Source organism: Leptolyngbya sp. CALU 1928 (genome assembly GCF_056784215.1).
Window position 1 is genome coordinate 277,384 of sequence record NZ_JBXBCE010000002.1, and the last position, 18,187, is coordinate 295,570.

Here is an 18,187-nt window from a genome sequence, read left to right on the forward strand (position 1 = left end):
ATAAAGGTAGTGCTTTTTCGTAAAGGGTGAGGGAAAATAGAGCCAACGGCTTAAGTAAACCGAGATCAACCATGAAACCATACTTAATCTGTCCGAATTGTGGATCGGATGACATCATGAAAAACGGGACAACTCGCCGGGGCAAGCAAAACCATAAATGCCGAGACTGTGGTCGTCAGTTTGTCGAAGATCCCCAGTGGAAGCCCAAGGATCAAGATACCAAGGCTCTAATTGATCGGTTATTGCTAGAGCGGATTCCTTTAGCGGGGATTGCTAGAGTCCTGAAGCTGTCGGAAAGTTGGTTGCAACAGTACGTCAATCAGACCTATGAGCAGGTGCGCCAACAAGCTGAGGTGCTGCCCAAAACAACCGCAAGGTTGACGGTTCAGATGGATGAGTTGTGGTCTTTGGTGGATGACAAAGGCAATAAACAATGGGTTTGGTTAGCAATGGATGTAGCGACCCGCGAAATCATTGGGTGTCATGTCGGTGATCGTTCTGCCGAGTCAGCGCAAGCCCTATGGGATAGCCTGCCGCGCCGCTATCGACAATATGCCCGGATCTACACCGACCACTGGGAAGCCTATGCCTGTGTGCTACCGAGCAAACGACATTTTGCAGTAGACAAGGATTCTGGGTTAACCAGCTATATTGAGCGGTTGAATAACACGTTACGACAACGCATTTCACGCTTAGTGCGCCAAACTTTATCGTTCTCGAAGAAGTTAGAGAATCACATTGGAGCGATTTGGAATTTCATTCATCACTACAATCAAAAGATTCGAGAGCAATTGCGACGGGAGCAGATGGTTTCTTTTTCTCCATCCTTTACATAATGACACTACCCAGATAAATTGTTCAGATTAATTAATTTGTCGAGAGATCAGCTTCTCAAAATTGGCTTGGGTTTGCTGTAGCAATTGCTCTCGGCTATTGGTCACCTGGGTGAGTGGTGGAACTAAGTTGCGAGCCTGTAGACTCATATGAAGCTGAAGATGAGCAACATATTCACTAATATCTTCTCGATCAGAAGAGTTTAAAGCTTGATGTGAGCGCAATTCCAAAGGTGTTCTCCTTTTCCCAAACTCTGCAAGATTGTTCTATGTGAACGAACCTAACACGCGAACCTATTCGGCAGACATCTTCGCAATGAAGTTTAACGCTATCCTGGTGATCATTAGTTAAAGACATATTTTTTCAGCGATCGCCCTTTTTGCTGATGCCATAGAAATCTTGATGACTTTTGTTTCCGATGGCGACTGGACTGGGGATAAGGTCAAGGCAAACGCGTCTAAATTGGTGAACACCTGTCGGATCTATTGGGGTGTTCATTGGGGAAGATCAGCTCAACCTCAATGAACACCAAGCCATGCAACTAAAACCAAAAGGCAAGCTATCTGACCACTTTAGTGAAATCGAAGACCCTCGGATTGAGCGAACCAAGCGGTATAAATTAATCGATATTCTGACGATTGCCATCCTGTCAGTCATTTGCGGGGCAGATAGTTGGATGGGGATTACCGAACGGGATACCTTCGCACGGGTGTTTGCCCGATTGAACCCAGAGCAGTTTCAGGCGTGTTTCCTCAGATGGGTGCGTTCATTGGTGCGCTTAAGCGAGGGAGAAGTCGTCGCCATTGATGGCAAAAAGTTACGGCAATCCTATGACTCAGCCGACGGCAAAGCCGCAGTTCATAGGGTCAGCGCTTGGGCAACCGCAAATCGTCTCGTTCTCGGACAGCGGAAAGTCGATGCCAAATCGAATGAAATTACCGCCATTCCGCAATTGCTCAAATTGCTCGAACTCAAAGGCTGCATTGTGACAATCGATGCGATGGGCTGTCAGAAACAAATTGCCAAACAGATTATCGACTTTAACGTCAGTTCGGGTTAAGCCGAAGGCAGCAACACGACTGATGAAACGCTATCAAGCTGGTCATCATTTCGCTCAAGCGTAGGCTGCGTTGTCGGTTGCGAAGCTTGAGTCGAGACCCTAAAAGCTGCTGTTTCCATTGAGGTTCAAAGCTTTGGCAGAAATCATCGACTGAGCAGAACAGTTCTTCTAGACTAGCTATCAGGGTAAATCAGGATTGAGGGTTTAGCATTTCCAGCCTATCGGATTTGCCCTTTCTTGTTCCACTCCTTATCCCGAACTCAGGTGACTTTAGTTTGGACTAATTGGCATCACAACATTGCTCAGCAGGATGTCATGAAGAATTCGCTCAACTATTCATGACAGTTGAACTCAAGGGCTTGAATGCAATCCTGCTCGAAGTTACGCTGCTGTTGCCACGGTCATAGATCGCCAATGGACGCACCGCTAATTGACGGGTGACTTGCCCCAGTTGAAACGCTGCCTTACTGGCGGGTGTCTCAAAACTGGTGATGCGAGCATGGCTCAAGGGTAATGCCCAACTGCCACTGTCTTCGACCTAACCCGAACTGACTTAAGGTACTGTAACTTTGCCCTTGCTGTTGGGTTGGGATCTGCCTCACCAATTGCTTCAGTATCTTTGAACGGCGTAGGTGAGTGTCCCGCAGGGCTTCATAGGTACTTGACCACTGGCGGCGAAAGATCGGACTCTGGGACAGGCTGACAAACGACACGATACACCCACTTGTTAACACTGCATCCATCAGGTCAAACAGGGCAACGCCAGGGATGCCCTGTTTGTCATACAATGTTTGGCGAAATTATTGAAGTTCGTTGAAAATCATAGGGTCAATGTTGCTTGTTACTTCATTGACCTTACGGCAGTTGTTGTCTCGTATTGACTGCCTTTCTCTTCACCTTTAGTCCAAACTAAAAAATAGTATGAGGATGAAAGAAATTAGATCTGCCCTGCCAGTATTTATACTTATTGCAAATTTGATTTTTTAGAAGACGTGAAAAGTTATTCGTTGCGCTTATTTTAGAAAATTTTAATTACGTTGCCTGTTGTGGCTGCCCGTCTTGCTGCATCAGCGACTTTGAGAGTGTAAAGACTGGCTTCTGGGGTAACGTAAAGCGGTGTGCCGATAGTGAGGTAATCCAGCACCATGGCAGTATCTTTGGCAAACAGTCCGCGCCGACTGCCGATCGCGATCTCTTCAGTACCCTCCGCCCGGATCAGGGTTCCTTGTTCTCCCTCAAATATCAATGCTCCAGTTTTGCCCTGTACTTCAAAAGTTCGCGTGGCTTGCCAGAGTGATTCTCCTTTGCCATAGGTCACTTCTGCTAAAAGTCCGCTTTGGAAGCGTAAATGGGCGGTGCAAAGGCAAGTGGAGTAATAAGGCGAGGCGAGGGGAAAGGGTTGAGGGGGGAAGAATTGGGCTTGGCAGGTGACGGAAGCAACTTCGCCAAAGAGATCGATCAGGCGATGTAGACGAGAGAGGGCACCAATTAAGGGAAAGCCGAAATCTTGGAGAGTATAACTCCAGCGTTGTGGGGCGGGGCGTTCGGGTTTGAGGGTGACGTAACGAGCGAAGAAGGGATCGCCAATCAGAGCCAGGGATGCTTTCAGGGATTGATGCACGCCGCCCAGCAGTTCAATGTGTTCCACATGCAGGAGTTTTTGCTTAGCTTTTGATAGAGCGATCGCGGTTTCGGCTTCAGCAACATCCAGCGCGAGGGGATATTCTACGACTACATGCTTGCCAGCATTGAGAGCAGCTTGAGCGATCGCGCCATGATCCCGGTTAATCGTCGCAATTACCACTAAATCTATATCTGAGCGCTCGATCAGATTTTGCCAGGAGTTACAGGCGATCGCACCATAGGGTTGACTGAATGCTTGGGCGCGCTCTAAGTCCTGCCCTGCAACACCTACCAACTCAGCACGAGGTTCTCCCTGAAGCGCGTCTGCCCGAAGTCTCGCTGCATGTCCGGTTCCAATCAATCCCACTCGCATAAAAAATCCGGCTTAAAGCCTTAAAGACATATAAGAAACTATCATGATCCAAAACCTTCCAAATAAATATTTATCTGGCTACCAAGAAAACTTAAAAGTCAATATTTCAATGGGTTTTAGGTATTTTTTCATCGTAAATCGGCGACTATTCAGTACTTTTTGCCTGTCTCATAAGATAAGTAGATTGGATTAACCATTTCCATTACGAATCCCATTCTATTGGGACAGGATCATAAGTCATAAACTGCTCGTTATCCCGTAGTATCAAGAATAGTAAGGCTGAAATGTAAAGCAGTCTTAACTTATAAGAATGCACAGTCAGCTTTAAACCAGCTTTCTTAAAGTGCTGTATCCATTAGAGAGAGGACCACTGCATGCCAACTTTTAAGGTCACATTAATCAACGAAGCTGAAGGGCTAAATACCACCATCGATGTTCCCGATGATGAGTACATCCTTGACGCAGCCGAAGAACAAGGGATTGACCTCCCCTATTCCTGTCGTGCGGGTGCTTGCTCCACCTGTGCTGGCAAGATCGTTTCTGGCGCGGTTGATCAATCAGATCAATCTTTCCTGGATGATGATCAAATTCAAGCAGGATATGTACTGACTTGCGTTGCGTATCCCACCGCTGATGTCACCATTCAGACCCACCAGGAAGAAGCTCTGTACTAGTGCTTTCTCACTAGAAGCTTGCAAAATCTTGATGGGGTTGCCCATTCAGCGATCGCGTCACTTTTGCAAATAGAGATAGTGATAAAAACGCACCTCATAGCAGTCTTGCTGTGGGGTGTATTTTTTGAAGACACGAGGGCGAATGCTCACAAAAAAAAGGGGGTAAACTCTCGCTTACCCTTCTGGCAGACTTTTCACTAGGATCTTGCTCCCGCGCAGAATGTCGATAGGTGAGTTGTTAGAACAGGAAGTAGCGTTGTGCCATGGGCAGGACGGTGGCGGGTTCGCAGGTGAGCAGTTCCCCATCGGCGCGGACTTCGTAGGTTTCGGGGTCTACTTCCATATGGGGTAGGGCATCGTTGAGCTTCATATCGCGCTTGGTGAGTTGGCGGATGTGGGAGACGGCGATCGCTTTTTTCTGCAAGCCCAGTTCATCAGGAATACCTTTTTTGAGCGCTGCCTTGGAGACAAAGGTGAGGGAAGTATGGGCGATCGCGCCACCATAGCTGGCAAACATCGGGCGCATGTGCACGGGTTGGGGCGTGGGAATGCTGGCGTTGGCATCGCCCATTTGCGCCCAAGCAATCATGCCGCCTTTGATCACCATTTCGGGTTTCACGCCAAACATTGCAGGTCGCCAGAGGCAGAGATCCGCCAGTTTGCCCACTTCTATGGAGCCGACATGGTTCGCGATACCGTGGGCGATCGCGGGATTGATCGTGTACTTGGCGATGTAGCGTTTGGCGCGGAAGTTGTCGTTACGGCTAGAATCTTCTGAGAGATTGCCCCGCTGCACTTTCATTTTGTGCCCGGTTTGCCAGGTGCGGATAATCACTTCGCCGATGCGCCCCATTGCCTGGGAGTCGGAGGAGATCATGCTGAATGCGCCCAGATCATGCAAGATGTCTTCGGCGGCAATGGTTTCGCGGCGAATCCGGGATTCGGCAAAGGCAACGTCTTCCGCGATCGCCGGGTCGAGGTGATGGCAGACCATCAGCATATCCAGGTGTTCGTCTAGGGTGTTGACGGTGTAGGGGCGGGTGGGATTGGTGGAAGACGGCAACACATTTGCCTGACCACAGACTTTGATGATATCGGGTGCGTGTCCGCCACCTGCGCCTTCGGTGTGATAGGTGTGGATGACGCGATTTTTGAAGGCGGCGATCGTGTCTTCCACAAATCCGGCTTCGTTTAAAGTATCGGTGTGGATGGCAACCTGGATATCGTAGTCATCAGCAACACTGAGGCAGGTATCGATCGCGGCTGGAGTGCTACCCCAGTCCTCATGGAGCTTTAGCCCCATCGCCCCGGCTTCCACCTGTTCTTCCAATGCCTCCGGTTTGCCGCTGTTGCCTTTGCCCAAAAAACCGAGGTTCATCGGAAAGGCATCCGCCGCCTGCAACATCCGATGCATGTACCAAGGTCCCGGAGTGCAGGTGGTGGCGTTGGTGCCTGCCGCAGGTCCCGTGCCGCCGCCAATCATCGTGGTAATGCCAGCGGCGATCGCCACTTCAATTTGCTGGGGACAGATGAAGTGAATGTGCGTATCGATGCCGCCCGCCGTGAGAATCATTCCTTCTCCGGCGATCGCCTCGGTGCCGGGACCAATAATAATCGTCACGTTGTCTTGAATATGGGGATTTCCGGCTTTGCCAATCGCACAAATTTTGCCATCCTTAATTCCCACATCGGCTTTGACAATGCCCCACCAATCGAGGATGAGCGCGTTGGTAATCACCGCATCCACTGCCCCGTCCGCATTTGTGATCGGCGATTGCCCCATGCCTTCGCGAATCACTTTGCCGCCGCCAAACTTTACCTCATCGCCATAGGTGGTGTAGTCTTGCTCCACTTCGATGATTAGCTCCGTGTCAGCCAGCCGGACGCGATCGCCCACGGTTGGTCCAAAGGTCTCCGCATAGGCGCGGCGATTCATGCGATAGCTCATGGATGCCTTAATTCACTAATAGAAAAATTTGTATCCGTTTAGTTGTACCAGAATCGTCGCGGAAAATACTAATGCGATCGCAATTTGATTACATCGTTGAGCAAGGCTCGCAGAAAGTCATACCCCAATAGTTGTTTAAGCTTAGGGGTGGCACGATTAATAAAGTCAGACTGTTGACCTTTTGTTAAGTCTTCCATCGGGCGAATGATTTTGGGATTGTAGTTAGCCAAGGACAGACACTCGTGGCTGTTGGCTGGTGTTGGGTAAATGGAGAAGTAAGCGGTACGCTTTACTCTTTGTAGGTAGGAGCAAAATGGCGATCAAGGCGAATCGTCTGGGTGAAGTCTGCGATCGCTGATTCTGTAACTCGCTCAAACATGGGCTTAACCAGAGACTTGTTGCAGTTCGGTGAGCATTTTGCGGAGACTTTCGAGCCAGTAGGGGGGATGAGTGCCGAGGAGGGCAGAGATTTTTTTGAGGGACAGGACGGAAAAAGCGGGACGGGGAGCGGGTAGGGGATATTCTTCAGTGGTAATGGGGATGACGCGCTGCACTTGCAGCGGAAAGCCCATGGCTTTGGCTTCTTCGATGATGGTAACGGCAAAATCATACCAACTGCACACGCCACTGTTGGTGTAGTGATAGGTGCCTGCGGTTTCAGCGGTGAGTTGGGGGGCGAGATGGGCGATCTCCAGTGCCAGATCCTTTGCCCAAGTGGGCGCACCAATTTGATCAGTGACCACGCGCAGTTCATCCCGCTGGGCACCCACCCGCAGCATCGTTTTGACAAAATTCCCTTTGCCCTGAACGCCATAAACCCAGGCGGTGCGAATGATCATATGTTTTTCACACGCTGCCCGAATCGCGGTTTCTCCTGCCAGTTTTGATGCGCCATACACGCCCAACGGATTGGTCGGAGCGGTTTCCAGGTAAGGACTGCTGCTCTTTCCATCAAATACATAATCAGTAGAAATGTGAATCAGTCCGGCTCCCACGCTCTCTGCCGCTTCCGCCAAAATGCCAGTGGCTTTGCCATTCACCAGGGTTGCGAGGCCTGGCTCACTTTCTGCCTTGTCCACGGCGGTGTAGGCGGCTGCATTCACAATAACCGTGGGCTGCAATTGCTCCACGATCGCGCGAATGGTGTCGGGGTTTGCCAGATCCCACTGGGTGCGATCGATCGCCGTCAATTCACCCAAATCCGCCAAGGTCTGTTTTAGTTCTGCGCCAACCTGTCCATTTGCGCCTGTTAATAGGATCTTTGCCATAAACCATCACCACCATTAATTAGGGGACTACAGCCAAAACTGACTCAACCATATTGCACAGGACATAAGAATAGGTGAAGAAATCACCAGGAAAAAGACAGCTTAAAGTGAAGACTTTACCAAACTTGAATGGTTCTAAAAATTGATTACAGCATTGTACTGCTCAACAATTTGATCAATTACTGCCTGAATTGTCAGGTCATCAGTAATCAACTCGATCGCGTCGTCCGCTTTACACAGAGGCGCAAGCGAACGAGTGCTGTCCTTACGATCGCGATCGTAAATTGACTGCTCCAACTCGTCCAGGTTGACATCGCCGATGCCCTGATTTTGTAAATCACGCTGACGACGACGGGCACGTTCTTGCACCGAAGCCGTCAGAAAAATCTTCAGTTCCGCATCCGGAAACACATTGGTGCCAATATCGCGCCCCTCAACCACAATGCCGCCCTGCTTTCCATAGAGTTGCTGTTGCCGCACCAACGCCCACCGAACCGCAGGCTGAGCGGCAATGGCAGAAACTTGGGAAGTGACTTCTAGGCTGCGAATTGCTTGGGTGACTTCTTGTCCATTGACGAAGATGGCAGACGAGGCGAGAGGCGAGAGGCGATGGGTGAGGGGCTTGGGAGTTTTGTCTTCCCTTGCCTGTTCCCTGTTCCCTGTTCCCTGTTCCCTAAATTCTATCTGGCACTGGCTGACCAGTTCCGCGATCGCGGGTTCATCGTCCAGGGCGATCCCTGATTGCATGACTAGCCAGGTAAAGGCGCGATACATGGCTCCGGTGTCGAGGTAAACCAAGCCGAGGGTTTGGGCAACGAGCCGCGCCACAGTGGATTTTCCGGCTCCAGCGGGTCCATCGATCGCCACGATGGGTTGGCGATCGCTCAGCAGCACATTGTCAATTAAGCGAGTAGAGCCAATCCGGGCAGCAACCGCTAATAAGCCTGTGTCCTCAATTTGGGTTAAGGGAGTCATAGTCATGGGGTGAACCAGTTCAACGTATTCGGGGATGAGATCGGGTGCAGTGGTTAACATTGCCTTAACCGCCCCGATTAGTTTACTACCTAATCGCTCTCCAGCTTGAAAGGCGGATGATGCTTGCTGCAATGCCCGATAAATCATAGCCGCTTGCTCTCGCTCTGTGCCACTCAGATATTGATTGCGAGAACTGAGGGCGAGTCCACTGGTTTCACGGGCGATCGCGCAGCCCACAATTTCCACGGGCAGGTTCAGATCTATTACTAACTGGCGAATGATGGCAAGCTGTTGAGCATCCTTTTGTCCAAAATAGGCGCGAGTCGGTTGCACCACATGGAACAGCTTGGTCACAATCGTTGCCACGCCTTGAAAATGTCCTTCCCTGGAGCGTCCGCAGAGTTCGCTAGTCAGAGTGGATGGGGGAAGCACTTGGGTCAGGGCAGGGTTTGGGGTTCGGGGTTCGGGGTTCGGGGTTCGGGGTTCGGGGTTCGGAGTTTTGAGTTTTGAGTTTTGTTTACCTAGCGTTGACCTAGGAGATATTTTAGGTTCGCCATTCGCCATTCGCCCCTCGCCATTCGCCATTTGCCTTGCTGTGCCCATTTCGTCTGCATCGGGCACGAATAGGGCATCGACGTGGGCTTTTTCGCAGAGGGCGCGGTCTTGCTCTAGGGTGCGGGGATAGCGCTGAAAGTCTTCGGTGGGGGCAAATTGTAGGGGGTTGACGAAAATGCTGACGACGATGATTTTGTTCTCTCGACGAGCGCGCTGAATTAGGCTGAGATGTCCGGCATGGAGTGCGCCCATGGTGGGGACGAAACCAATTTCTAGGGGAGTCGCCACCTCTGAATAGCTGCCCGATCGCGCTAAGTCATGCCGTTTGAAGCGACAGGAATCCAGGTAGCAGCGTAACCCTAAGATGGTTGTGAACAGGCGCATTGAACGGGTTCCCCTAATGAAGTTGCGATCGCGACCTTGTGAATCTTGAACGTGTAGAGCTTGACTCTTTTACTGAGACTGGAAAATCAACTTTTTGTTGAGGTTTTAGTAAACACTCGATTACACATCAGCCCATTGAAAACATCCTCATAAACTGTAGCCAGATTTTTTCTAGGCTGCTATAAAAATTTTGATAACTGTGATAATTCGGTCAAATTCATATTCGCTGACCTTGCGGTTGATGGTGCGGTTGAAATCGATAAATAACGCTAGGATCTCGTCTGTACGTTTCTGTGCGGATTCCGTTCCTACGCAACTACTTTATGAATCTTTCTACCCAACTGCTTCATATTCTTGGCTCCGGCGCATCTGCCTACATTTCCGCTCGGAACATGCGTGATTTGCAAACTCGTCCGAATACTCTTGCTGCCTTACAAATGGCAGAATCTGGCTCTGTTCCCTTTTTGGAAGCGCTCAGTGCGCGGGCTGTTGCTGAAGGAGACAGTTGGCTGGCAGAACGGCTGGCACGTCACGCAACTGATGAGCGTCGCCATGGTCAAATTTTTGCTCAAGCGTTGAAACAACTGAATAAACAACTGATTGACTTCAAATCTATTCCGCAAACGACAACTGACGGAACACCGGATGAACGTCGCCGTAGCCCATTTTTTGAGGCTTATTTCAAGGATTACTCCAGTGATGAGCTAAAACCCGAAACCATGGATTGGACGGTGTTTTTTGCCAGCACTTACATTCTTGAACTGGATGCAAGCAAAGATTTTGCTCGGATGGCAAACGCTTTGCCCGACACCGATCCCGTCAGTATCAGTTTGAAGAAAGGTATCCTCAGCGTTGCTCAAGATGAAACTGGACATGCTGCCTACCTGCAAGAAGCGATGGAGCGGCAGTTGTCTCTGGCTGCGGTGGATGAGACGATCGACATGTGGCGCACTCGCAAAGTTAATGCTCTCATCGCCATGGTGGGTGGTTTCCTGGAAAAAAGGGGCAAGATGCCGGATTTGACGCAAGAAGGAATGCCCGATCGCGCTAAGGTGGCTCCAGAGTTGGTGGGAGTTAATTAAGTTTTGAGTTTTGAGTTGAAGCTGGTCACTCATTTGTAGGTCGTCAATTTTTAGGGTTTGTAACGTATGCAGGTGATGGAATCCACGATCGCGATCCCAGGGCAGTATTGGCAGTGGCGTGGGCAGCAGGTTTATTACGTGAAGGCGGGAGAACGACGGGGCGATTCGTTTCACGATCCCAAAGGGAATCGCCCACCGTTGCTGCTGATTCATGGGTTTGGTGCCTCGACGGATCACTGGCGCAAAAATATCATTGGGTTGAGCAACGAATTTGAGGTTTGGGCGATCGATTTGTTGGGGTTTGGGCGATCGGCAAAACCCGACTGGCAATATAGCGGGGATTTGTGGCGCGATCAACTGCATGACTTTGTGACCGAGGTGATTGGACAGTCGGCGGTGCTGGTGGGCAACTCATTGGGCGGCTACGCAGCGTTATGTGTGGCGAGTCAGCGTCCCAGTTCGGCGGCTGGGTTGGTGCTGATTAATAGTGCGGGACCGTTTACCGACTTGAAAGCTGCGCCTCCTAAACCCGATCCGATTCGGGAAGTGATGGGTTCGATAGTACGCAGTTTGTTTCAGCAAGACTGGGCAAGCTACTTGCTGTTTCAATATGTGCGGCAAAAGTTTTTGATTCGCAAAACGCTAGAAAAGGTCTATCTCGACCAGAGCGCCGTCACTGATCGCTTAGTGGAAGAAATTTATCAGCCTTCCTGCGATCCTGGTGCGCCAAAAGTATTTGCATCCGTATTTCGCACGCCTCAGGGGGAACGGGTGGATGTGCTACTCGGTCAGTTGACTTGCCCATTGTTGATGCTGTGGGGGGAAGCTGATCCATGGATTAATGCCCACGATCGCGGTGCCAAGTTTCGTGAATACTATCCGCAGTTGACGGAATATTATCTGCAAGCGGGGCATTGCCCCCATGATGAGGTGCCTGATCAGGTGAATGAGTTGCTGCGATCGTGGGTGAGTGCGCTTTAAGGGCTTTGCCACATGGCGGCAACCCTGCGCCATTCTTTGACTACAAACGGCGGTACGGCGATCGCAACTTTCCTTTGAGCAGCAGGTATCTCTAGCTTTAACGGCGCGTCAGAGGTGAGCTTAGGGACGACATCTAACACGTTATATTCACCCACATTGACAGGAAAGGGTGAGTTTTCAGGCAAAACATCTGCTGCTGTCCAAGTTTGCTGATGACTGGTTATGTGCAAATCTGCCGGATGCTCCAGTTCTCCAGAACCCGGAAAACCCACGACGCGCAGGTGAATACTGTCCACTTGTCCGGCATTAATGCGTTTAAATAAAACAAATTGCCACGCCCGATCGCTCGTATCCCGCAAAGTTTGCAGCGATCGAAACATTGTTTGGTTCTCACCTTCAGGATAGGTGTGCACCGACGCGATCGCCGGACGGCTGAAACTCAGTACCCCACACGCCATCCAAATGACGACTCGCACAACCCAATTCATTAACACACTGACCTCGTTGTTCTCTACTCTAGATTTAATAGAAACTAAGAATAATTCCTACAGTGCAATGACCTTTGGTAAGATCAAAAGTTTGCAAGGAATTACGAAGCCGCAAGGAGATACCCCATCATGGCGCGAATGTATTATGACGCAGATGCCAACTTGGATCTGTTATCGGGCAAGACCGTTGCCATTATCGGCTATGGTTCCCAAGGACACGCCCACGCATTGAATTTGAAAGACAGCGGCATCAACGTGATTGTGGGCTTGTATCCCGGCAGTAAATCTGCTGGCAAAGCCAAGGATGCCGGACTGCCCGTTATGAGTGTAGATGAAGCTTCTAAACAGGCAGATTTCATCATGATTTTACTGCCTGACGAAGTGCAGAAAACGGTTTACAAAAACGAAATTGAGCCAAATTTGACCGAAGGAAAGGTACTGGCATTTGCTCACGGTTTCAATATTCACTTTGCTCAAGTGGTGCCTCCGAGCCATGTAGATGTGGTGATGGTGGCTCCAAAGGGTCCAGGTCATCTGGTGCGTCGTACCTATGAGCAGGGTGAAGGCGTTCCAGCGCTGTTTGCAGTGTATCAAGATGCATCGGGTCAGGCACGCGATCGCGCCATGGCATACGCAAAAGGCATCGGCGGCACTCGTGCAGGCGTATTGGAAACCACCTTCCGCGAAGAAACCGAAACCGATTTGTTCGGCGAACAGGTTGTCTTGTGCGGTGGCTTGAGTGCGCTGATTAAAGCTGGGTTTGAAACCTTAGTCGATGCTGGCTATCAGCCCGAACTAGCCTATTTTGAGTGTCTGCATGAAGTGAAACTAATTGTCGATCTGATTGTGGAAGGTGGACTGGCGACCATGCGCGACAGCATTTCCAACACCGCAGAATATGGCGATCTCACCCGTGGTCCTCGCATCGTCACCGATGAAACCCGCGCCGAGATGAAGAAAATTCTGCTGGAAATTCAAACCGGACAGTTTGCCCGGGAGTTTGTGCTGGAAAACCAATCTGGCAAGCCTGGTTTTACCGCCATGCGCCGTCGTGAAGCCGAACACCCGATTGAAGAAGTGGGCAAAGACCTACGCGCCATGTTTAGCTGGTTGAAGAAAGCATAAGGAAGGGCAGAGTACGGGGTGCGGGGTCTGGGTACGGAGTACAAAACTGAAAATTTCCCACTCCAACTCTTGAGCTTTTCTGTCTTAAACTCCGAACTCCGTACTCTCTACCGAACTCCGTACTTTTCCTACTGTACTTTGCACTTTCCCTCATTTTCCAGGTAGTGCTTTTTCGTAAAGGGTGAGGGAAAATAGAGCCAACGGCTTAAGTAAACCGAGATCAACCATGAAACCATACTTAATCTGTCCGAATTGTGGATCGGATGACATCATGAAAAACGGGACAACTCGCCGGGGCAAGCAAAACCATAAATGCCGAGACTGTGGTCGTCAGTTTGTCGAAGATCCCCAGTGGAAGCCCAAGGATCAAGATACCAAGGCTCTAATTGATCGGTTATTGCTAGAGCGGATTCCTTTAGCGGGGATTGCTAGAGTCCTGAAGCTGTCGGAAAGTTGGTTGCAACAGTACGTCAATCAGACCTATGAGCAGGTGCGCCAACAAGCTGAGGTGCTGCCCAAAACAACCGCAAGGTTGACGGTTCAGATGGATGAGTTGTGGTCTTTGGTGGATGACAAAGGCAATAAACAATGGGTTTGGTTAGCAATGGATGTAGCGACCCGCAAAATCATTGGGTGTCATGTCGGTGATCGTTCTGCCGAGTCAGCGCAAGCCCTATGGGATAGCCTGCCGCGCCGCTATCGACAATATGCCCGGATCTACACCGACCACTGGGAAGCCTATGCCTGTGTGCTACCGAGCAAACGACATTTTGCAGTAGACAAGGATTCTGGGTTAACCAGCTATATTGAGCGGTTGAATAACACGTTACGACAACGCATTTCACGCTTAGTGCGCCAAACTTTATCGTTCTCGAAGAAGTTAGAGAATCACATTGGAGCGATTTGGAATTTCATTCATCACTACAATCAAAAGATTCGAGAGCAATTGCGACGGGAGCAGATGGTTTCTTTTTCTCCATCCTTTACATAATGACACTACCATTTTCCAAAACCAAGGCTCACTCTGATGACTGATGCGGCAGATAAACCAGCACACCTCCAGTATTCCGTGACCATTTGGGAGACGATCGCGATCGTTCTGGCTGGTGTTTCACTAGTGGCGATTGGGTCGGCGGGGCTGGTCTACAAATTTTTTAGTAATGCTGCCAATCCTCAACGGGCGACTTTGATTGCCCGTAGCCTGATGGATTATCAAATTCCGGGAGGTGCCCAAGGAGCCTTCGGGTCAAATTTTGGCGGAGCGAAAGTGGCGATCGTCACCAGTCCTGGATTCCCTAGGGATGGTAGTTTGGTTTCTCCAGCTAAATTAGTAAAGCTGAACGGGGTTGAATTATTCATTGCCAGAGTTCCTCTGGATGTAGAAACGCCAGTGGGTAGCGTGGTGGTTCCTGATGTTTACGCGTCCAAGTCTACTGATCCTTATGATCTTTTTGCATCGCCTGATTTTTCATTTTCTTACCGCTCTGGAGAGGATTTTAAGGCAGCTACCGAAACAATTGAAGATAGGCAATTCTGCGGTTCGGTTGTGCCCGTTCGAATTCAAACGGGTGAACTGATACTAAGTGCCGAGCTTCCCGGTATTCCAGCCGTGAAATATGATGCGATCGCCACCTTTGAGAACAGTAAACGGCAGGTGACATTGACGGCGATCGGGCAGAACGCGAAGCAAACCTCTAATACTGTTTTCAATTCTTTAAAGTGCAAGTAGCTATCCTTGATAGACTACTTGCAGAAATGTGGAACTGTGAAGGAGTCTATCTAAAATGAGTTGGAAACCGATTGTCGCCATGAGCTTTTTTCTGTCCGTTGGCATGACTGCATTGCCTTTACCTGGAGCGATCGCGGCACCGATTAGGGCGATGGCTGACGCTTCCTGGCAACCCGTCGCCCGGATTAATCCCGCCAAGCCCTACCAGGTGAAAATCATCAACCAAACGGGCACTGTGTTGGAATATAGTTCCACGACCAATGAATTTTCCCCCCGCAAACTTGCAGCCAACGCCACCAGCACCCTCAACCAACTACCGACTCCAATCTATTTACTGATTAGCCCTCTAGATGGTCGTTTTTACTTGAGCTACACGGTTTCCGCTCGCAACAACTTGATCATCATTACTGTGACGCAGGCGGCAGAGAGCAGCCTTGGAAAAACCACCGTTAACATTCAGGAAACGGGCGGCATTTTCGTTTATTAATTTCGTTTATTCATTTAGATGAAGACTTCCTCACGCCCGATTTATCTGGATTGTCACGCGACTACGCCCGTCGATCAGCGGGTCATGGCTGCCATGCTGCCGTTTTTTACCCAGTACTTTGGCAATCCTGCGAGTGTCGGGCATCAATATGGCTGGGAAGCGGAAGCCGCTGTGCAACAGGCAAGAGAACAACTGGCTGCCGCGATCGCCGCAACACCAGAAGAAATTGTGTTTACTAGCGGAGCCACGGAAGCAAACAACTTGGCGATCAAAGGCGTGGCAGAAGCCTATCTCGATCGCGGCAAGCATATGATTACTGTTGTAACCGAGCATAACGCGGTGCTAGATCCCTGCCGCTATCTGCGATCGCTGGGGTTTGACATCACCTTTTTGCCCGTTCAACCGGATGGACTCATTAACCTAGATGACTTAGAAAACGCCCTGCGCCCCGATACGATCTTAGTGTCCGTGATGGCGGCAAACAACGAGATTGGCGTATTGCAGCCGATCGCTGAGATTGGGGCGCTGTGCCATCAGCGCGGAATTTTGTTTCACACCGATGCTGCCCAAGCGATCGGCAAGATTCCGCTAGATGTGAATGCGATGAAAATAGATATGATGTCGTTGACCGCCCATAAAATTTATGGGCCCAAAGGCATTGGAGCATTGTATGTGCGTCGTCGCAATCCACGGGTACAGCTTGCGCCTCAGCTACATGGGGGCGGACACGAGCGGGGAATGCGGTCTGGCACACTTTATACACCACAAATCGTTGGGTTTGCCGCCGCCGTGCAGCTAGGCATTGATGAGATGAGTGTAGAAACGGCGCGAGGTAGCCAACTCCGCGATCGCCTGTGGCAGCAACTCAATCAACTGGATGGGATTCACCTAAATGGACACCCCACTCAGTGCCTTGCCGGAAACCTCAATATCAGCGTCGAGGGCGTAGACGGACAATCGCTGCTGTTGGGCTTACAGCCCCATGTTGCAGTCTCGTCTGGCTCTGCCTGCACCTCCGCGAAAGCCACTCCTTCCCATGTGCTGCAAGCCATTGGACGATCGAATGATCTTGCTTATGCCTCCCTGCGTTTTGGCATTGGCAGGTTTAATACAGAAACTGAGATTGACTATGCGGCAGAACAGGCGATCGCTACCATCCGAGCGTTGCGGCATATCGCCATCGCATCCTAATTGCATAGCCTCGCAATCTACCCTAGCGATCGCGAACAGATAATATTTCGGTTTCATCCCCCAAAAGACTTGTGCCATCTCGCAGAGAATAGCCCTCACTAGATCTTTTGCATGAAGACAGCAACAGCCCACCCTGCGGGAATCAAGCTACATCCCCCAACTCCTTGTCCTAAATTTGGGACAAGGGGAGCCGATTTCAAAGTCCCTCTCCCAAGGCGGGAGAGCAGGGTAGTTTTATACAGGAGAAGAAAAACCGTGGGACAGGATCGCATAGACTTGCTTGACTTGATTGGTGAGCGCGCGTACCCCTTGAGGAATGGTGCGGTAGGCTAGTTGACAGACAATAGAGATGAGAAAGCAATTCAAAATTTCCCACATGACTGGAGCATTGCCACCCGGACGAGCATCGTCTTTCTCAAAGGTGACATCTCTCACCCAATGCAATCGATTTTCAATGCCCCAATGCTGCTGAATGTGCAGTAAAAATTCAGCGGCTTCAAGTTCCAAATCACTGATGTAGCCGACAGACTCTTCAAAGTAGTGTCCATTGCGAGTGCCCCAACGTTCCACCCAAAAAACATTCAGTGCCATGGTCGAGGTGGTCCGCCCTGCCCTAGAGCGACGAGGACGCAAGGGTGGTCAAGCGAAACTGAGCGTGGAAGACCAATTGCTGGTGGCATTGGAATACTGGCGAGAGTATCGCACTCAGTTTCACATTGGAGTGAGTTGGGGATTGCACGAGACCACGGTGGGGCGGATTATCGGAAAAGTGGAAGACCTTTTGGTCAAGTGTGGCAAGTTCCGGCTACCGAGCCAACACCAGTTGTACCAACCCGGTTGGGCGGGGAAGGTAATGCTGGTCGATGTGGGGGAGATGGAAATCGAGCGCCCTAAAAAAAACAGAAACGCTACTACAGCGGCAAACAAAAATGTCACACCCTCAAAGCGCAAGTGGTAGCGGAGTTTGACACCGGGCAAATCATTTGTACCGCAGTTGCGAGTGGCAGAACCCACGACTTCAAACTGCTCAAGCGCACTCGTTTGCCGTTTGTTTCTTCGCAGGTGTGTTTGGCAGACCGAGGCTATCAAGGATTTGCCAAACTGCATGCTGGCGCTTGTACTCCAACCAAAAAGCCCCGCAAGCAACCGTTGCCACAGGAAGAAAAGCAGCATAACCGAGCCTTAGCACGATTGCGGGTGCGAATTGAACATGGGATTCGCCGCTTCAAGATCTTCCGCATCTTTTCAGGGCGTTATCGTAATCGCAGAAAGCGCTTTGGCTTACGCTTAAATCTCATCGCTGGCTTATTGAACTACGAACTGGCACATGCCTCATGATTTATGCAGGAGGTCTACTACCCAGCGCCTTAAGGGTTGTTCCCTATTGAGCCTCAACCTATCGAGGTGTTA

19 protein-coding genes and 2 pseudogenes are annotated in these 18,187 nt (G+C 50.3%); 11 read left to right on the forward strand and 10 right to left on the reverse strand.

The features are described 5' to 3' along the window. Positions 1 to 71: 71 nt before the first annotated feature. A complete protein-coding gene (locus AC1S5B_RS17075) occupies positions 72 to 836 on the forward strand; it encodes an IS1 family transposase (protein WP_482034382.1) in 765 nt (254 codons plus the stop codon). A gap of 27 nt (positions 837 to 863) precedes the next feature. Here AC1S5B_RS17075 and AC1S5B_RS17080 read toward each other — a convergent pair whose 3' ends face one another. After that, complete coding sequence (locus AC1S5B_RS17080) at positions 864 to 1,064, reverse strand: hypothetical protein (RefSeq protein ID WP_482036911.1); 201 nt, start codon at positions 1,062 to 1,064, stop codon at positions 864 to 866. 305 nt (positions 1,065 to 1,369) lie between these two features. Here AC1S5B_RS17080 and AC1S5B_RS17085 point away from each other — a divergent pair. Then, positions 1,370 to 1,873: pseudogene (locus AC1S5B_RS17085) on the forward strand (ISAs1 family transposase); the annotation flags it as partial. A 34-nt stretch (positions 1,874 to 1,907) separates the two neighbouring features. Here AC1S5B_RS17085 and AC1S5B_RS17090 read toward each other — a convergent pair. From AC1S5B_RS17090 to AC1S5B_RS17100, 3 genes and pseudogenes are all read right to left on the reverse strand, one after another. Then, positions 1,908 to 2,075 (reverse strand): annotated as a pseudogene (locus tag AC1S5B_RS17090) (IS982 family transposase); the annotation flags it as partial. 298 nt (positions 2,076 to 2,373) lie between these two features. Then, on the reverse strand, positions 2,374 to 2,682 hold the full coding sequence (locus AC1S5B_RS17095) for a hypothetical protein (protein WP_482036912.1): 309 nt from the start codon (positions 2,680 to 2,682) through the stop codon (positions 2,374 to 2,376). Between the two features lie 230 nt (positions 2,683 to 2,912). Beyond that, a complete protein-coding gene (locus AC1S5B_RS17100; RefSeq protein ID WP_482036913.1) occupies positions 2,913 to 3,890 on the reverse strand; it encodes a Gfo/Idh/MocA family protein in 978 nt (325 codons plus the stop codon). Positions 3,891 to 4,264: 374 nt separating this feature from the next. Between AC1S5B_RS17100 and AC1S5B_RS17105 the strand changes: the two genes are divergently transcribed. Next, complete coding sequence (locus AC1S5B_RS17105) at positions 4,265 to 4,564, forward strand: ferredoxin (protein WP_482036914.1); 300 nt, start codon at positions 4,265 to 4,267, stop codon at positions 4,562 to 4,564. A 238-nt stretch (positions 4,565 to 4,802) separates the two neighbouring features. On the opposite strand, the gene ureC is transcribed toward AC1S5B_RS17105, so the two are convergent. The 4 genes from ureC to AC1S5B_RS17125 form a co-directional block, all read right to left on the reverse strand. Beyond that, a complete protein-coding gene (gene ureC / locus AC1S5B_RS17110) occupies positions 4,803 to 6,512 on the reverse strand; it encodes an urease subunit alpha (protein ID WP_482036915.1) in 1,710 nt (569 codons plus the stop codon). Positions 6,513 to 6,580: 68 nt separating this feature from the next. Continuing rightward, entirely contained in the window at positions 6,581 to 6,742 is a 162-nt protein-coding gene (locus AC1S5B_RS17115; RefSeq protein WP_482036916.1) for a hypothetical protein, read from the reverse strand. A 153-nt stretch (positions 6,743 to 6,895) separates the two neighbouring features. Further along, positions 6,896 to 7,780: a dTDP-4-dehydrorhamnose reductase gene (gene rfbD, locus AC1S5B_RS17120; RefSeq protein WP_482036917.1), complete on the reverse strand. Its 885-nt coding sequence runs from the start codon at positions 7,778 to 7,780 to the stop codon at positions 6,896 to 6,898. Between the two features lie 135 nt (positions 7,781 to 7,915). Further along, positions 7,916 to 9,694 (reverse strand): bifunctional pantoate--beta-alanine ligase/(d)CMP kinase, encoded by a 1,779-nt coding sequence (locus AC1S5B_RS17125; RefSeq protein ID WP_482036918.1) that lies wholly within the window; start codon positions 9,692 to 9,694, stop codon positions 7,916 to 7,918. 323 nt (positions 9,695 to 10,017) lie between these two features. On the opposite strand from AC1S5B_RS17125, the gene AC1S5B_RS17130 reads away from it, so the two are divergent. Beyond that, positions 10,018 to 10,776: a ferritin-like domain-containing protein gene (locus tag AC1S5B_RS17130; protein ID WP_482036919.1), complete on the forward strand. Its 759-nt coding sequence runs from the start codon at positions 10,018 to 10,020 to the stop codon at positions 10,774 to 10,776. Between the two features lie 66 nt (positions 10,777 to 10,842). Then, the gene (locus AC1S5B_RS17135) at positions 10,843 to 11,757 is read left to right on the forward strand and encodes an alpha/beta fold hydrolase (RefSeq protein ID WP_482036920.1); all 915 of its coding nucleotides are present in this window, start codon (positions 10,843 to 10,845) and stop codon (positions 11,755 to 11,757) included. On the opposite strand, the gene AC1S5B_RS17140 is transcribed toward AC1S5B_RS17135, so the two are convergent. Then, the gene (locus AC1S5B_RS17140; protein ID WP_482037105.1) at positions 11,754 to 12,245 is read right to left on the reverse strand and encodes a DUF3122 domain-containing protein; all 492 of its coding nucleotides are present in this window, start codon (positions 12,243 to 12,245) and stop codon (positions 11,754 to 11,756) included. The two genes, AC1S5B_RS17135 and AC1S5B_RS17140, sit on opposite strands and share 4 nt — an antisense overlap. A gap of 129 nt (positions 12,246 to 12,374) precedes the next feature. On the opposite strand from AC1S5B_RS17140, the gene ilvC reads away from it, so the two are divergent. The 5 genes from ilvC (at position 12,375) to AC1S5B_RS17165 (ending at position 16,777) form a co-directional block, all read left to right on the forward strand. Continuing rightward, positions 12,375 to 13,370, forward strand: coding sequence for a ketol-acid reductoisomerase (gene ilvC / locus AC1S5B_RS17145; RefSeq protein ID WP_482036921.1), 996 nt, complete (start codon positions 12,375 to 12,377; stop codon positions 13,368 to 13,370). A gap of 226 nt (positions 13,371 to 13,596) precedes the next feature. After that, positions 13,597 to 14,361, forward strand: coding sequence for an IS1 family transposase (locus AC1S5B_RS17150; RefSeq protein WP_482036922.1), 765 nt, complete (start codon positions 13,597 to 13,599; stop codon positions 14,359 to 14,361). 36 nt (positions 14,362 to 14,397) lie between these two features. Continuing rightward, positions 14,398 to 15,099, forward strand: coding sequence for a hypothetical protein (locus tag AC1S5B_RS17155; protein ID WP_482036923.1), 702 nt, complete (start codon positions 14,398 to 14,400; stop codon positions 15,097 to 15,099). 55 nt (positions 15,100 to 15,154) lie between these two features. After that, the gene (locus AC1S5B_RS17160; RefSeq protein ID WP_482036924.1) at positions 15,155 to 15,586 is read left to right on the forward strand and encodes a hypothetical protein; all 432 of its coding nucleotides are present in this window, start codon (positions 15,155 to 15,157) and stop codon (positions 15,584 to 15,586) included. 18 nt (positions 15,587 to 15,604) lie between these two features. Continuing rightward, the gene (locus AC1S5B_RS17165) at positions 15,605 to 16,777 is read left to right on the forward strand and encodes an IscS subfamily cysteine desulfurase (protein ID WP_482036925.1); all 1,173 of its coding nucleotides are present in this window, start codon (positions 15,605 to 15,607) and stop codon (positions 16,775 to 16,777) included. 234 nt (positions 16,778 to 17,011) lie between these two features. Here AC1S5B_RS17165 and AC1S5B_RS17170 read toward each other — a convergent pair whose 3' ends face one another. Next, positions 17,012 to 17,368 carry a hypothetical protein gene (locus tag AC1S5B_RS17170; RefSeq protein WP_482036926.1) on the reverse strand — a complete coding sequence of 119 codons (357 nt, stop codon included), beginning with the start codon at positions 17,366 to 17,368 and terminating at the stop codon, positions 17,012 to 17,014. Here AC1S5B_RS17170 and AC1S5B_RS17175 point away from each other — a divergent pair. Continuing rightward, a protein-coding gene (locus AC1S5B_RS17175; RefSeq protein WP_482036927.1) for an IS5 family transposase occupies positions 17,325 to 18,115 on the forward strand; the annotation gives its coding sequence in 2 pieces (ribosomal slippage) (positions 17,325 to 17,676 and positions 17,676 to 18,115; 792 coding nt in all). The two genes, AC1S5B_RS17170 and AC1S5B_RS17175, sit on opposite strands and share 44 nt — an antisense overlap. The last annotated feature ends 72 nt before the right edge of the window (positions 18,116 to 18,187 follow it).